The organism is Porphyromonas somerae (genome assembly GCF_022845615.1).
GTDB classification, from domain to species: Bacteria; Bacteroidota; Bacteroidia; order Bacteroidales; family Porphyromonadaceae; genus Porphyromonas_A; species Porphyromonas_A somerae.
The window spans coordinates 2,222,181-2,237,666 of sequence record NZ_AP025559.1; the positions used below are offsets into that span (position 1 = coordinate 2,222,181).

At 50.9% G+C, this 15,486-nt stretch carries 13 protein-coding genes; 10 read left to right on the forward strand and 3 right to left on the reverse strand.

Annotation, left to right across the window (positions count from 1 at the left end):
* Window positions 1-30: 30 nt before the first annotated feature.
* Genes MWL85_RS09445 through MWL85_RS09455 form a run of 3 tightly spaced genes read left to right on the forward strand, consistent with a single transcriptional unit; the run spans window position 31 to window position 1,106 of the window.
* On the forward strand, window positions 31-627 hold the full coding sequence (locus tag MWL85_RS09445; RefSeq protein ID WP_244400516.1) for a lipocalin family protein: 597 nt from the start codon (window positions 31-33) through the stop codon (window positions 625-627).
* Between the two features lie 4 nt (window positions 628-631).
* Complete coding sequence (locus MWL85_RS09450; RefSeq protein WP_244400517.1) at window positions 632-901, forward strand: DUF4834 domain-containing protein; 270 nt, start codon at window positions 632-634, stop codon at window positions 899-901.
* A complete protein-coding gene (locus MWL85_RS09455; RefSeq protein WP_244400518.1) occupies window positions 894-1,106 on the forward strand; it encodes a heavy-metal-associated domain-containing protein in 213 nt (70 codons plus the stop codon). The genes MWL85_RS09450 and MWL85_RS09455 overlap by 8 nt, the downstream gene beginning before the upstream one ends.
* A 166-nt stretch (window positions 1,107-1,272) precedes the next feature.
* Here the strand turns inward: MWL85_RS09455 and MWL85_RS09460 are convergent, their stop codons facing one another.
* Complete coding sequence (locus MWL85_RS09460; RefSeq protein WP_244400519.1) at window positions 1,273-2,049, reverse strand: porin family protein; 777 nt, start codon at window positions 2,047-2,049, stop codon at window positions 1,273-1,275.
* Between the two features lie 3 nt (window positions 2,050-2,052).
* Window positions 2,053-3,144 (reverse strand): PCMD domain-containing protein, encoded by a 1,092-nt coding sequence (locus tag MWL85_RS09465; RefSeq protein ID WP_244400520.1) that lies wholly within the window; start codon window positions 3,142-3,144, stop codon window positions 2,053-2,055.
* Window positions 3,145-3,319: 175 nt separating this feature from the next.
* Between MWL85_RS09465 and MWL85_RS09470 the strand changes: the two genes are divergently transcribed.
* On the forward strand, window positions 3,320-4,348 hold the full coding sequence (locus MWL85_RS09470) for a L,D-transpeptidase (protein ID WP_244400521.1): 1,029 nt from the start codon (window positions 3,320-3,322) through the stop codon (window positions 4,346-4,348).
* A 71-nt stretch (window positions 4,349-4,419) separates the two neighbouring features.
* Here MWL85_RS09470 and MWL85_RS09475 read toward each other — a convergent pair whose 3' ends face one another.
* Window positions 4,420-5,037 (reverse strand): DUF4254 domain-containing protein, encoded by a 618-nt coding sequence (locus tag MWL85_RS09475; RefSeq protein WP_018028831.1) that lies wholly within the window; start codon window positions 5,035-5,037, stop codon window positions 4,420-4,422.
* Window positions 5,038-6,200: 1,163 nt separating this feature from the next.
* Between MWL85_RS09475 and tsaD the strand changes: the two genes are divergently transcribed.
* The 6 genes from tsaD to MWL85_RS09505 all read left to right on the forward strand — a co-directional run bounded on the left by tsaD (window position 6,201) and on the right by MWL85_RS09505 (window position 15,472).
* A complete protein-coding gene (gene tsaD, locus MWL85_RS09480) occupies window positions 6,201-7,250 on the forward strand; it encodes a tRNA (adenosine(37)-N6)-threonylcarbamoyltransferase complex transferase subunit TsaD (RefSeq protein ID WP_244400522.1) in 1,050 nt (349 codons plus the stop codon).
* A 3-nt stretch (window positions 7,251-7,253) separates the two neighbouring features.
* Window positions 7,254-7,739, forward strand: a complete 486-nt coding sequence (locus MWL85_RS09485; protein WP_244400523.1) for a CinA family protein — start codon at window positions 7,254-7,256, stop codon at window positions 7,737-7,739.
* Window positions 7,740-7,748: 9 nt separating this feature from the next.
* Window positions 7,749-9,281: a RecQ family ATP-dependent DNA helicase gene (locus MWL85_RS09490; protein ID WP_244400524.1), complete on the forward strand. Its 1,533-nt coding sequence runs from the start codon at window positions 7,749-7,751 to the stop codon at window positions 9,279-9,281.
* Between the two features lie 3 nt (window positions 9,282-9,284).
* Window positions 9,285-11,336 carry a mechanosensitive ion channel family protein gene (locus tag MWL85_RS09495; protein ID WP_244400525.1) on the forward strand — a complete coding sequence of 684 codons (2,052 nt, stop codon included), beginning with the start codon at window positions 9,285-9,287 and terminating at the stop codon, window positions 11,334-11,336.
* A 26-nt stretch (window positions 11,337-11,362) separates the two neighbouring features.
* Complete coding sequence (locus MWL85_RS09500; RefSeq protein ID WP_244400526.1) at window positions 11,363-13,639, forward strand: NADP-dependent malic enzyme; 2,277 nt, start codon at window positions 11,363-11,365, stop codon at window positions 13,637-13,639.
* Window positions 13,640-14,167: 528 nt separating this feature from the next.
* Window positions 14,168-15,472, forward strand: coding sequence for a leucine-rich repeat domain-containing protein (locus MWL85_RS09505; protein WP_244400527.1), 1,305 nt, complete (start codon window positions 14,168-14,170; stop codon window positions 15,470-15,472).
* Window positions 15,473-15,486: the final 14 nt, after the last annotated feature.

The following is a 15,486-nucleotide window of genomic DNA, read 5'->3' on the forward strand; positions in this document are numbered from 1 at the left end:
AATAAAGGACCATATTAAAGAGAAAAAGATATGTTTGAGAGGAAGAAATCAAATGACCAGCTAGTGGCGAACCTGATCAAAGGTGGCTTGATTGCACTTGCAGGTGCTGCTGCGACTACAGTATTCACGGCCTTTTACCGTCGGAAACACTCTATACCCAAGAATGCTGAGCCTGTCACTCACTTTGACCTAGAGCAATACCTAGGGAAGTGGTACGAGGTGGCTCGACTGGATAACCGCTGGGAGCGAAACCTGAGCGATGTCACCGCTGAGTACAACGTGATGGAGGATGGCAGGGTACAGATGATTAACTCTGGCTACAACTACAAAAAGGAGCAGTGGGTACGCTCTGAGGCGGTAGCACAGTTTGTCGGTGACCCTAATACGGCAGCTTTGGAAATAAGCTACTTTGGCCCCATCTTCTCGGGCTACAATGTGCTCGCCATTGAGGGGGATTATGAGTATGCCCTAGTGGTGGGTCGCAACACCAAACAGTGCTGGATCCTTTCACGCACGAAGGAGCTACCTGAGGAGGTGCGTGCTCGCTTTGTGACGGAGGCGATGAAGGTAGGTGTGAGGGTGAACAACCTTATCTGGGTGGATCACTCAATGGAGCCAGAGGAGTAATACGATGAGCGACTTGCTTCAGTTCATATTACTTTTACCGCTGGTATTGATAGTGATATTTGCTATCAAATATCGGCGAGCACTCCTCTCTGTCTATAAGCTGAAGAAGCACTATAAAGAGGCACAGAAGAGTGCCGAGGAGGAGAGAGCTCGTCGGGAGCGGGTCCGAAGACAGACGGACGATGCCCCCTCGAGTGTAGAGATGATAGATAATGCCTCGCTGGACCTTGAAGGCGGGGAGTATGTAGAATATGAGGAGATAAAAGATGATTGAGACTAAGACTTTTGAGGTAACAGGAATGAAGTGCGGGCATTGTGCTCAGCAGATTGAGGAGGCACTAAGGGTGTCGCGAGGAATTAAATCGGTAAAGGCCAACCACGAGACTGGCACTGTAGAGGTACAGTACGATGAAGCAACCATCACGCCTAACAGCATCAAGAAGATAGTGGAGAGCGTGGGCTTTGGCCTGCAGCTCTGATCCCACTTCAACAATCTAAAGAGGGCACCTCTATATTTTTGAGGTGGCTCTATCGGACAGGTCGGACAAGTCAGACGAGTCGGACGGGTCGGATACTATGGATTGTGGCAATAAAAAAAGGACCTCCTTGCGGGGGTCCTTTTTATTAGCATACTATTGAGGGTGGCTAGAATTGGTAGCCAAAGCCGGCTTGTAGGTAAATAGGATACATCGCGTAGTTGATAGCGGTAAAGTTTCGCTTAAAGACTTGAGAGAAGCCCCAATTGAGGTCGGCATTGATGTGGAAGTGCCGATAGGCACGCCACGAAAAGCCGAGCACTCCGCCCCACTGCCACCTCTGCATATTGCTTGAGAAGTCGTAGAGCGATGGTTGCTCCATAATCAGCTTCTCCCCTACTGGTGTGCCATCACGGAGATAGCCGTTCTGAACCATTCCGCTAAACTTTCCATCGATCTGATAACCGAGGTAGAGCCCCCCACGCACTTTCCAATTGCGGTTAAAGCGATAGTGAGCTTGCAGAGGCAAGCTGAGTAGGTTGGAGCTATACTCCATCACCACTTCACCGGTCCAGTAGCCCTCTACTCCAGCATTGTCCATCGTCACGGAGGTGTGGAAGTTCTTAGTGGTCACTTGTGTCTTCATTCCGCGATTCTCCAGCTTTAACCCTGCAGAGATACCCCACTCAGGCACTCCATAAGAATCGCCGAACCACTTCGTTGCCACTCCCTCAAAGGAACCTCCGAAAGTAGGATTGTAGGAGTCAATCGAACGGACCTCCTGAGGGATATCCATTGGGGCAGCCCCTCCGATAAAGTTGATGGCCGCTTTTAGCTCAAATTCAAAGCCATCTTTAGTCCGGATGAAGCCATCTTTATTGCTTTGAGCAGAGAGCATAGTAGCTCCAAGTGCGATTACTATCGCAGCATATATAATACGTCTCATAAGTTACTTACAGAATATTTGCAGTTCATCAATCCACAAGGTACTACCCACAGCACCCTCAAAGTGAGCACCATTTTCACTCGATGAAGCTACGATTGCCAAGCTATATTTACCAGCCTTTAGCTTCACGGGATCAATCAATTTTCCCTCCTGCATCTCAAAGGGCACTTCAAACTTCACCCACTTATCACTCACCTTTCGCTCGGTCACTTTTGCCACAGATATCAGCTGAGGGCTATCCTGTACATTGGTGCCATCAAGCCACTGAATCTCATTGGTGGTCTCGAAGAATACAGCGTAAAGACTGAAGTTATCCACCTTACCCTCCACCACCTTACTTGCAGAATTAATTACTTTCTCGCCTGGGGTGTATTTATAATAACCTTCAAAGAGATGAGGCTCCTGCATGAATGGCACTCCAAAGTGAGTTGCCTCAAGAGGTTTAGAGGCCATTATCTTAGTATCCATAGCCCCCATAAAGACGCTTCCAGCCGCAATAGGTTTTTTGGCAATTCTGCCAAAGAAACCGGTGCTTTTGGTCTGTAGCTTGGCGGCATTTCCCTTGTATCCCTCAGGGTCTTGAGTAACGTAGAAGTCTTTCCCACTCATTAAGAATACAGCATAATTGCCACTTGCCCATTCAAGAGTAACATTTCCTTTCTCATCTAGCTCCTGTAGAATAGGATATGGATCAGTCTTGTACCCCTCAAAGCTATAGGTCCAAATAGGCTGCTCAAGAAGTGACGGCTTCTTGACAGTAACTGTGTAATCTTTGCTCCACTTACCATCTTCAGAGGTTACCCGATAGATTTGTGGCTTGGTAAAGTCTCTAATAGAGCCATTCTCAGGTGCAAGGGTTGCCTTATCGGTAATAACAAATACTGGTGCCAACTTTGACACGTCCACCCAGCTATTGACCGTGATCTCCACCGTGTTATTGGTGATATGAATATCTCTAAAGAGGAGGTCTTGCCCCACGATGCACTTCACGATATCTGCTTCGGCATTAGGTGCCTCTGGCTTGATGCAGCCTGAGAGCGAGAGCCCTATGGCAAGGAAAAGGCTCAGGACAATCCCATTAATTTGTTTGCTCATTTTCATTGTTCAGCCTATTAGTTTTAATCAGAAAACGACGCAAATGTAATCAATATCTATCAATTATCCATCTTCGATTCACTTCAAAAGTGGGTTGCGGGCTAGGCGAAATGGGTTAATTGATTATATTTGCCTAGAATTAGAGAGATAAGCAACTTGATAGAATAATAATGATATGAATAAATGGAGATACCTAGTAGGTACCCTGCTAGCAGCCCTACTACTCATAGCCTGCCAAACTAAGAGTAAAGGCGAGGAGCAAGCGAACCCCTTACATATAGAGGCTGCGATAGCAATTGAAGAGGCGGTAGCCCAAGAGCCCGATACCCTTTCTAGCGAGGATATAGAGCTGCGGGAAGAGCTACTTTTTGAGGAGTATTACCTCGCCCCCACCTACGATTATAAAGATACTGTGAGGAGCATTAAGCTTGATCAGTTTAGAGCCAAACTGGCTTACGTGGAGAATCTAGCTGAGGAGATCGGGCAGTGGGCAGTGATAGAGAATTACCGCAATGGTCACGGAGAGGCACCAACAGTGCAGAATTACCGACGCAATGAGTACCGTAGAGTGGCCGATACACTTGGGGTAGAGCGATACCAATCTGCCCCACTCTACCTACCCAATGACACTACCCAACCGATTATATATGGCCGAGATGGCTGGCTCACTCACCTGATTGATTCAATTGGAAGCTACTACCAAATCACTCCGCTCAAAGGCTCCATGGGCAGTTATTGGATCCCTAAGCGATATCTGAGGAAGTTGGAGGGAGAGGTACAATTTGAGCACGTTATCTTTGTGGATCGAGGCGACCAAAACATTGCGACGGTGGAGCGTCAAGAGCGAGGCAAGTGGCTAATTAGAAGCACCAACCCCGCCACCACCGGCAAGAAGCAACCTCCTTACCAAATGGAGACCCCACTCGGGATATTCCTACTCCAGCAAAAGAAGGCCAAGATGTTTTACACTCACGATGGTAGCTCGGAGATAGCCGGTTATGCTCCTTGGGCGAATAGGTTTACCAACGGTGCTTATATCCACGGTGTACCCGCCAACGGACGCAATGCCAAGCCCTCTGAGTACAGCTGGTCACTCGGCACCACCCCACGCTCCCACATGTGTGTCCGCAACGCCACCAGTCACTCCAAGTTTATCTACGACTGGGCACCTACCGACCGCTCCCTCATCATCGTAATAGAGTAACCAATCTATAGAACTTTAAGGGGCACCGTCGCTTATGCGATGGTGCCCCTTTGTATGTATTTATTGATGAATTAGTTTTGAGAATAGAGGATCGGATTGAGCGTTGGGTCATTGTACATTTTCATCTGCTTGTAGACCTTCATATACTTCCGCCCTTCCGCCATATCCTCCAAGAGGGTAGTAATAGCCTGGGAAAGGTCGTCATTCTGCTGTAGCAATACCGAGAGCTTAGCACGCACCGTGATACGCTGCTCCTCCGAGATGCCAGCACGCTCCGTCTCCACCCTCATGTGGTAGATCTTAAGCTGCAAGATACTCAGGCGGTCAATAGCCCAACCCGGACTCTCCGTATTGATCGTCGCCTCCGGCAGTACCTTCACCCCCGAGAAAAGGTCAAGGAAATAGCTATCAATCAGCTCCACCAAGTCGGTACGGTCTTGATTGCATCGATCCATCCGACGCTTGATCTTAAGCGCCTCCTCAGGGTCGATATTTGGATTACGTATGATATCCTCCAAGTGCCACTGGATCGTATCTACCCAGCACTTAAGGTATAGATAGTATTCAATCGACTTAAAGGGGTAAGGGTTATTGACCTTTGCATCCACATTATCCCTCACATGATACTCCTCAATCGCCTGATTAAAGACCGATATCGCCCTCCTACAGAAGTCCTTATAATTTTGCATTTCCTATGCCTCCAGTGGTTAATACTATAATCGCACCGTAAAGATACAGATAATACCACCACCTCACCCCAATTCCCCTTATGCTATATAACAACTATCCCTTACCCTCACCCCACACACTACGCACTAGCCAACTCCCCCACCCTTGTTTTAATGGAATATGGCCTACGACCACGGAGTATATCGTATGCGGATTGAAATGGGTAGGTCTTAATCCTTGTTTTAATGGAATATGGTCTGCGACAGCACCTACTATAAGACTATGTGTATGAACGACTTGCGTATCAGCGCTCTTCAAAACAGGGGTAAAAACAGCCCCTTTGAATCAATGTGCAAGGCTACCAACTATTTTTGAATTGTGCAATAGTGTAAGACCACTTTTCAGTGGTGACGCATTCGGAGTATATTCATAAGTTAATGGCCCCTATAAAATAGGAGAAAGTAGTGGCTAAAAAGCCCATTTATAACAAACTGATATTCAGCACCATATAAAAGCGAAAACTGAGTTGCAACTAAGCGATCGGCGAGTTGCAACAAAGCAAATGCCGAGTTGCAACAAAGCAAATGCTTAGTTGCAACTAAACTTTTGACCACTTAGCTGTTGCTTTTTTTAGGCTGTTGTATGAAGAGCATCTGCCCCCTTATTTGTGGTATGGATTTGTCCGTGGATGTTAATAATGAACACCGTGTAACAATCTCCTCACCTTAGGCACCCTAGGGGTTACGCATTAAAAAGGTCTTATCGAATGGTTTTCAGTGGAGTGTCTATGGTTCAGGACCTCTCCGGGATGGTTCCCAAAAAAGCACCCGCCAGGGTGCCACTCAGATAGCCCCCAGTCGGAGGGGACGGGAGTCCCCGAACGACTGGCGGGGAAAATGAGCGAAAATATCAATCGACCCTTGTGGTCGCACAACCCATTAGGAGTGCGACCACAAGGGTCGTATGTTTGTGTATACCTCCTTCCCGCCGGTCTTCGGCTCTGCGAGCCTTGACCGGGGGCTAGCTGAGTGGCACCCTAGCGGGTGCTCTTATGTCCTTATAGAGAGTATATTCAATCAAATCTAACATCTATTGACTAAACTTCCAATGCGTCACCTCTGGAGGCGGAGGGTTGTGATTGGGTAGTGAAATTGTTATCTTTGTGGAGGTATCTACATATATAATGAGTATGGAAGGAAATTACGAGATAGATGGGGAGTTGGTGGTATTGGGTATCGAGAGCTCGTGCGACGATACGAGTGCGGCGGTACTGAGGGGTAATCGGCTGCTGAGCAATGTGATTGCGAGCCAAAAGGTACATGAGGCGTATGGGGGTGTGGTGCCAGAGCTGGCGAGCCGTGCCCACCTTCGGAATGTGGTGCCAGTGGTGAGTGAGGCGCTTCGGCGAGCGGAGCTGAGGGCGGAGGATCTCGATCTGATCGCCTACACCCGTGGCCCTGGTTTGCTGGGGAGCCTGTTGGTGGGCACCTCCTTTGCCAAGGGATTGTCGGAAGGGCTCAAGATACCCATGGTAGATGTGAACCATCTGCAGGCGCATGTCCTGGCCCACTTTATCCAAGAGGGAGAGGTGGAGCGTGAGGTGCCCCACTTTCCTTTCCTTTGCCTACTGGTATCGGGGGGCAATTCGCAGATTGTGCTGGTTCGCTCGCCCCTTGATATGGAGATCATCGGCAAGACGATCGACGATGCTGCGGGCGAGGCCTTTGACAAGTGTGCCAAGGTGATGGGACTCGGCTACCCTGGCGGCCCTGTGATCAATAAATTGGGTAACGAAGGCGACCCCTTTGCCTTTACCTTTGCCGAGCCACAGATAGCGGGCTACGACTATAGCTTCAGCGGGCTCAAGACCTCCTTCCTCTACAAGCTCCGTGACGAGCTAGCAAAGGATCCGCACTTTGTGGAAAACAATAAGGCCGACCTCTGTGCCTCGCTTCAGCGGACGATTGTGGAGATATTGATGAAAAAGCTCTCTCGTGCCGCCAAGGATCTAGGGATCAAGGAGGTGGCGGTGGCAGGAGGTGTTTCTGCCAATTCCGCTCTGCGTGATGCGATGGTGGCTTATGGCGAGCGAAGTGGTAGCCATGCTTTTATTCCCCCTTTCGCCTACACCACAGACAATGCGGCGATGGTAGCGATGGCAGGTGCCTATCGATTTGCCAGTGGGGCAAGGAGCAGTATGGGGGATGCCCCCTTCTCCAAAGTAGTCATCTGAGTGATGGGGCAGGTAGAGCGACTTTACAAGGAGGTGGCAGAGCTTCTGAAGGAACGAGGTGCCACGCTAGCCACGGCCGAGAGCTGCACTGGGGGGAGGGTCGCTTCGCTCCTCACCCAGGTGGCAGGAGCGTCGGAGTGGTACCGCGGAGGAGTGGTCGCCTACACCCATGAGGCGAAGGTGCATGTTTTGGGGGTACCAGAGGAGGAGCTCTCGGACGGACTGGTTAGCGAGCGGTGTGCGATAGCTATGGCTCAAGCGGCAGCGGACCGCTTTGGCGCCGACTTTGCGCTTTCCACCACGGGGGTGTGTGGTCCCTCGAGTAGCGAAGGGGTGCTCCCTTGTGGTGCCTGGATCGCTTGTGTCTCGGGCGAACGGAGGGCAGCTTTCTTTTTTCAAGCTATGAACCGTGGTCGAGAGCAAAATATCAATGCGGTAGCAGAAGAGGCACTGCAACTTCTGAAGGAGGTATTACGTACAAAGCTATAGGGAGGCTAAATGGAGGCGGCACTCAAGCGATATTTTGGTTACGACCATTTCCGAGCACACCAAGAGGAGGTGGTGGGGAATGTGATTCAGGGCTTCGACCAATTGGTGGTGCTCCCTACGGGGGGTGGCAAGTCGCTCTGCTATCAATTGCCAGCGATGATGATGGAGGGGTGTGCACTAGTCATCTCCCCATTGATTGCCTTGATGAAGGACCAAGTATTGGCACTCCAAGAGCGAGGCATTGCAGCCGCCACCATCAATAGTAGCGTGACGCAGGAGTACCGCAACAGCGTCTCCATGGCACTTGCCCGAGGGCAGCTGAAGCTACTCTATATGAGTCCCGAGACCTTGATGAGTGCCAGTGGTATGTCACTAGTGAAGCAGGCCAAGATTTCTCTGGTAGCAGTGGACGAGGCACACTGCATCAGTCAGTGGGGGCACGACTTCCGTCCGGAGTATGCCCAGCTGGGGGTATTGAAAGAGCTATTCCCTAAGACCCCTATCATCGCCCTCACCGCCACAGCCGACCCAGCGACGCAAAAGGATATCCTCCTACAGCTACATCTCAGAGAGCCGATCGTGACGATTGGCGACTTCGACCGCCCCAATATCTACCTAGAAATCCGTCGAGGACTGAAGAAGCAGGAGAAGCTACGGGAGATCTTGATGTTTATTGAGGGGCGAGAGGCACACGCTTCGGGCATCATCTACTGCACCAAGCGAGATGATACAGAGATGCTCTCGAGGTACCTCAATGATAAGGGGTTCAAAGCCCTCTACTACCACGCTCAGATGGGTGCGGGGGAGCGGGATATGGTGCATCGCCTTTTCCTGATGGGGCAAGTGGATATTGTCTGCGCCACTGTCGCCTTTGGCATGGGCATCGATAAGCCCGATGTGCGGTGGGTGATCCACTACAATATGCCCAAGAATATCGAGAGCTACTACCAGGAGATCGGTAGGGCGGGGCGTGATGGCAAAAGGGCCGATGCCCTCCTTTTCTACTCCTATGCCGATATCTTTGTGCTACAAAGGATGATACAAGATACGCCGATGCAAGACCTCAACCGCTCCAAGATGGAGTACATGAAGCGGTATTGTGAGGGCAATATCTGCCGGAGAAAGGTATTGCTCAGCTATTTCGGTGCCGAGGCAGAGGATCATTGTGGCAAGTGCGATGTCTGTCTGATGCCGAAGCGACAGACCATGGATGGCACAGTGATCGCTCAGAAGGCGATGAGTGCAGTGGTGCGTACGGGTGCTCAGGTGGGGGTGGAGATGCTGATAGATATTTTGAGGGGTTCCCAAAAGCGGTTGCTCCTCACGATGGGCTACCACACGCTCCCTACTTATGGCGTAGGACGAGACCTCTCGGCACTAGCGTGGCGGGAGTATATCTATCAGATGATTATGCTAGGGCTCATGAAGATAGATTATGCCGATGGGGGTAAGTTGCAAGTGACGGCCAGCGGTGAGGAGGTGCTTTTTGGCAAGACTACATTGGCACTACAACCTTTTCGCCCACTACCAAAGAGACGATAAGATATGAATAGAAGACTGATAATCATGCTATGGTGGGGGCTCCTATGCGGAGGGCTCCTCTCCCTTTCGGCACAAGAGCCGACCACACTAGATGTGGCGATGGATAGCATTGCGGCCAAAGAAACAGTCAATGACCAGTTACTCCTCAGCCTAAAGCAACAGGTAACCACGCTTGATTCGCTCCGAAAGGTGGACTCCCTACAGAAGATCAACCTCGAACAGCAGTTGGCCAACCTCAAGACTTCTGATGAGATCAAAAGACTAGCAATAGAGCGTCAGCTGGGATTGCTAGAGGAGAACCAATCAAAATACGAAAAGGATAAGAGTGCTCGGCTCGATTCATTGAGACAACATGCCGTGGGCTACCCTGTAGTGGGACTGGTAAAGGATACCCTCTTTACCCTCTACATACGGGTAGGGTCGTACGGCCCCGCCTACAGAGCCAAGAATATCCAAGAGCGGCTACACTCCCTCTATGAGTATGGTTTTGGGTCCGAGGATACCCTCACCATCACCTACGACCATGACTATGCCGATATTAGCTACGAAGATCGCATCTTGATGACGGTCACGCAAAATGAAGCCTTTTGGCACGACACCACTATCCAAGCACTTGCAGAGGAGTACAGCACGGCACTTACAGAAGCTCTCCATAGGGCTAATGATGAGTTTAGCACCTCCCGCCTACTGAAGCGCCTCGGGCTCTTAGTGCTCTACATCTTTGGTACGGTGGCGCTGATCCGCATCATCAATAGGGTGATACGTTGGCTCAAGTTAATGGTAGAGGTCAATCGAGATAAGTGGCTTAAGGACTGGCGGTACAAAGACTACACCATCATCTCTAAAGTCCAGGAGGTGCGACTCCTAGAGTATGTAATCAACTTCCTAAGAATAGTATTAATTGTAGCGGCAATCATTGTAGCGGTACCAATTATCTTCAACCTCTTCCCCTTCTCTAGGGATTGGTCGAGTAAGCTTTCGCATACCCTCCTCACACCAGTTCGCGACCTCGGTATGGCGGTGTGGAATTACCTGCCCAACCTCTTCTTTATCATCGTCATCTACCTTGTGATGCGACTGCTGAGCAAACTAGCGAAGTATTTCTTTACCGAGATAGAGCTCGCCAAGTTGCGGATTCCAGGCTTCCACCCAGAGTTTGCCAAGCCCACCTACACCATTATCCGCATCCTACTGATTGCCTTTTTCCTCATATTGATATTCCCCTACCTGCCAGGGTCTGGCTCACCCGCCTTCAATGGCATCTCGGTCTTTGTCGGCGTGCTGGTCTCCTTCGGCTCCTCTAGTGCGATTGCCAATATGATTGCGGGGATTGTGATCACCTATATGCGACCTTTCAGGGTGGGCGATAGGATCAAGATAGAGGATGTGACTGGCGATGTATTGGAGAAAAATATGTTGGTGACACGACTGCGGACGGTAACGAATGAGGAGATCACCATACCCAATTCTAAGATCCTCACCGCTGCCACCATCAATTACAGTTCGCTAGCAGAGAGCAAGGGGCTTATTCTCTCTACCGAGGTAACCTTTGGCTTTGAAATTGCTTGGCAAGAGGTAGAGGAGGCGATGCTAGAGGCAATCGGTCGGTGCGACCGCATCCTCAAAGCTCCCAAGCCCTTTGTACTACAAGCCGGCTTTAATGATAATTATGTGGTCTACCTTGTCAATGGTTATACCACAGAGGCCAATGCACAAGCCACCATTTACTCGGAGATTCGGGGGCATATAATGGATGTTTGCAGAGAGCGCGACCTTGAGCTACTCTCACCACACTATATGGCAACTCGTGATGGCACGGAGCGAACCATTCCGCCAGAGTACAAGTCTCAGCACCCGAAAGATGCGGAGAAGGCGAAGCGGCAAGAGGAGGCAGCGGAGTGGCACGAGAAGCAAGCGGTGAAAAAGGCCGAGAAGCAACGAGAGAAGGAGCTCCAAGCAGAGGAACAAAAGAAACTGGAGAAAGAGGGACTACAGAAGGAGCAGGAAGATAAGCCGACTGAGCCCTCTGACGACAATAATAAGGATAAGAAGTAAGTACAACCCACCAAATAAAGACGAATATGGATAAGAAACTAGAAGCCGCAGCAAGGGAGTATCACGCACTCCCACAGCCTGGCAAGATTGAGGTGCGGCCAACGAAGTCGCACAATACGCAGCAGGACCTCACCCTCGCCTACAGCCCAGGGGTAGCGGTTCCTTGTAAAGATATTGAGGCCGACCCAGAGCGTGCCTACGATTACACTGCCAAGGGAAATCTGGTGGCGGTCATCTCCAATGGCACCGCCGTGCTCGGGCTAGGAGATATCGGGGCAATGGCCGGAAAGCCGGTGATGGAGGGCAAGGGACTGCTCTTCAAGATCTATGCCGGCATTGATGTCTTTGACCTAGAGGTGGATGAAAAGGACCCCAAGAAGTTCATAGAGGTGGTTAGCTCCCTCGCCCCAACCTTTGGAGGCATCAACCTAGAGGATATCAAGGCACCCGAGTGCTTCGAGATTGAGGAGGAGCTAAAGAAGTCACTGGATATCCCTGTGATGCACGACGACCAGCACGGCACCGCTATCATCTCAGCTGCTGGTATGCTCAATGCCCTCAAAATAGCTGGGAAAAAGATAGAGGAGGCCCGCATCGTGGTGAGCGGTGCAGGTGCATCGGCACAGTCTTGTACCAAGATGTATCTCGCACTGGGTGCCAAGCTAGAGAATATCGTGATGATCGACTCCAAGGGAGTGATCCGCAAAGATCGCCCCAACCTCGATGAGCGTAAAGCTTTCTTCGCCACCGACCGAGAGGGGATCTACACCCTAGCTGATGCAATCAAGGGAGCCGACCTATTCCTCGGTCTTTCCCAACCACGTCTGCTCACTCAGGAGATGGTACGCTCTATGGCACCCAACCCTGTGGTCTTTGCACTTGCCAATCCCGAGCCCGAGATCACCTACGAGGAGGCTAAGGAGGCACGCCCTGATGTGCTGATGGCTACCGGTCGCTCCGATTATCCTAATCAGATCAATAATGTCATCGGCTTCCCCTACATCTTCCGTGGTGCCCTCGACGTGAGAGCTACGGCGATCAATGAGGAGATGAAGATGGCCGCCACCATTGCTATTGCCGACCTTGCCCAGGAGCCGGTACCCGATGAGGTCTCCAGCGCTTATGGGCACATGCCCCTGCACTTCGGTCCCGATTACTTTATCCCTAAGCCAGTGGACCCTCGCCTGATTACTCGCGTCTCTATGGCGGTGGCCAAAGCGGCGATCCGCACAGGAGTAGCACGCAAAGAAATCACCGATTGGGAGGCGTATGAGCAGGAGCTTGCCACACGCACAGGTGGCATGAGTCACCTATTGAGGCGTATCCACGAATCGGCACAAAAGGCACCAAAGCGGATGATCTACGCTGCTGGGGAGAATCCATTGGTACTCCGTGCAGCAGCAGAGGCAGCACAGCTCAAGATTGCCCAACCCATTGTGCTGGGCGACCCTGTGGTGATTCAGCAGATTGCCAAAGAGCATGACCTCGACCTCTCTACCATTCAGATCATCAATCAGCATAGCGACGAATGGAAGGAGAAGCGGGAGGTGTATGCTCGTAAGTATACCGAGCAAAACTGGCGTAAAGGCGGCAACCTCAGTGAGGCGAAAGACAAGATGTTTGGCCCCAACTACTTTGGTATGATGATGGTGCAGTGTGGTGATGCCGATAGCCTCATCACAGGGCTCTACTCCAACTACGGGTACCTTGCCAATGTCGCCCGCGACACCGTGGGGATCGCACCTGGGCATCAGCACTTTGCCACGATGCACCTAGTGATGATGAAGAGTGGACCGCTTTTCCTCGCCGATACGCTGATCAATCAAAATCTCAAGGCAGAGACCCTCGTGGACATTGCTCTTCTAGCGGCTGAAAAGGTGCGTTGCTTCGGCATCAAGCCAGTGATCGCCATGGTGAGCTTCTCCGACTTCGGTAGCACCGATGCCGAATCGTCCGTGGAGGCGCGCAAGGCGGTAGAGCTCCTTCATAAGGAGCACCCACATATCAAGGTGGATGGAGAGATGCAGCTACAGACCGCACTCAACTTCCAGCGGCGTGACCAGCTATACCCCAATAACAGCATCAAAGGCGATCCTGCCAACGTGCTGATATTCCCTCGCCTCTCCGCTGCCAACGCCTGCTATCAGCTACTCAAGCACCTAGATATCGCAGAGGACGTGATTGGGCCAATCCAGATCGGGCTCGCCAAGCCGATCTACTTTGCCGACCACGACGCCGGGGTCAAGGACATCGTCAATATCACAGCAATGGCCTCCCTCGACACCAATAACTGCCTCATCTAAAAGCACACTCGATAAGAAAGCTACCTCCACAATTATGGAGGTCAGGGGTTACGCATTAGAAAGTTCTTACCGTATGGTTTTTAGCGGAGTGTCTATGAATAAGGACCTCGGCAGAGGTCCGACGGATCCTAGCCCCCGAGTCGGAGGGGGCTAGGCCCCCTAACGACCGGGGGGATCAACGGTCATCCCCCCTATTCCACGACCCCTTGCGGGTCGGACAACCGCATCAGATTAATCTGTGTTGTCCGACCCACAAGGGGTCGAATGGTAGGGGTGGTTCGGGTTTTTGGTCCCCTAGTCATCGGCTCTACGAGCTTCGACTAGGGGTTATGATCCGTCTGACCTTCCACGAGGGGGAGGTCATTCATGATAAGATCTTTCTAATGCGTAACCCAGGATTGAAGCCGTATAATTACTTGGATAAGTAGGAGGAAAATAGTATCTTTGCACGCAGTGATGAGGGGGCTTCCCCAAATGAAGCAAACTCTCATCCCAAACGGTAATTATCCATTTAATAACTATAAACGTATGAATACTAAAAAACTTGCACCAATGATTCTTGCATCATTAGCCATCCTCTTAATCGGAGGTCTTTCTTCTTGCAAGAACAGTGCACTTGATGCTCCTGTGGCACTTAACAGCAGCAATACCACTCTTGTGGCCAACGACGCTACTATTGTCGGTTCTCTTGAGAGTGACCGACTAGCACTTATTGACCTATACCAAGCCCTTGGTGGTGAGGAGTGGTTTAAGAGCAGTGGCTGGCTATCTGAGATTCCAGTAGCTGAGTGGGAAGGTGTCTCTGTAGCAGAGGTAGCGGGGCAACCACGTGTGGTAGCTCTCTACTTAGGAGCTAACAACCTTCAAGGCGAGCTTCCACAAAGCATCGGCAAGCTCACCGCCCTCAAAGCCCTCCACCTACAATATAATAGTGGAATTAAAGGAGAGATCACTGATGGCATCTACGACCTACAGTCGCTCCGCTCATTGCGTCTTGGGTACACCTCGCTGACAGGTCTCCTTTCTGATAAGATTGGACAACTCTCACAGCTAGATACCCTCGACCTACGCACTAGCCCATACGAGCTTACTTGCACATGGGACGGCAATATGGAGAGTGCCAAGGATCACAAGCCTAATAACTATCGACTTACTGGTGAGCTACCTAAGACCATTGGTGCCCTTAAGTCACTTACAGTGCTGGATCTCTCTCACCAAAACCTGAGTGGCGAGCTACCTAGCAGTGTCGGCGACCTTGCCAACCTTAAGTACCTAGCTCTCTATGGCTGTAACTTTAGTGGGGTACTTCCTGAGAGTCTTGGTTCGCTTGGTCAGCTCGAGTATCTATCACTTGGCGACAACCACTTTACTGGCAATATCCCTGCTAGCATCGGCCAACTCACCAGCCTTAAGGAGCTTTGGATGAGCAACAACCGCCTATCAGGAGAGATTCCAAGCTCACTTGGTCAGCTCGAGCATCTGCTACAGCTAAGCCTAGAGCGTAATGAGCTCACTGGAGAAATTCCAACAAGCCTCACCAAGCTTCGCAATCTACACACTCTATACCTTGGCAGCAACCGACTATCGGGAACTATCCCTAGCGGGCTAGCAGGTGCAGAGCAACCAGAGCTTTTCTGGGTAGACCTTAGCAACAACAACCTTTCGGGTCAGCTCCCAGAGAGGGTGCAAAAGAAGGGTGGCGACTACACTATCTATGTAGTTTCGGGCAACCGCCTCACTGGCTCTGTGGCAGAGGCATACCTTGCCTTTCCAAAGACACTAAAGCACCTACTCCCTCAGCAGGAAGGCTACGGCTTTGACAATCTAAAGTAAAATAATGGCTGTTG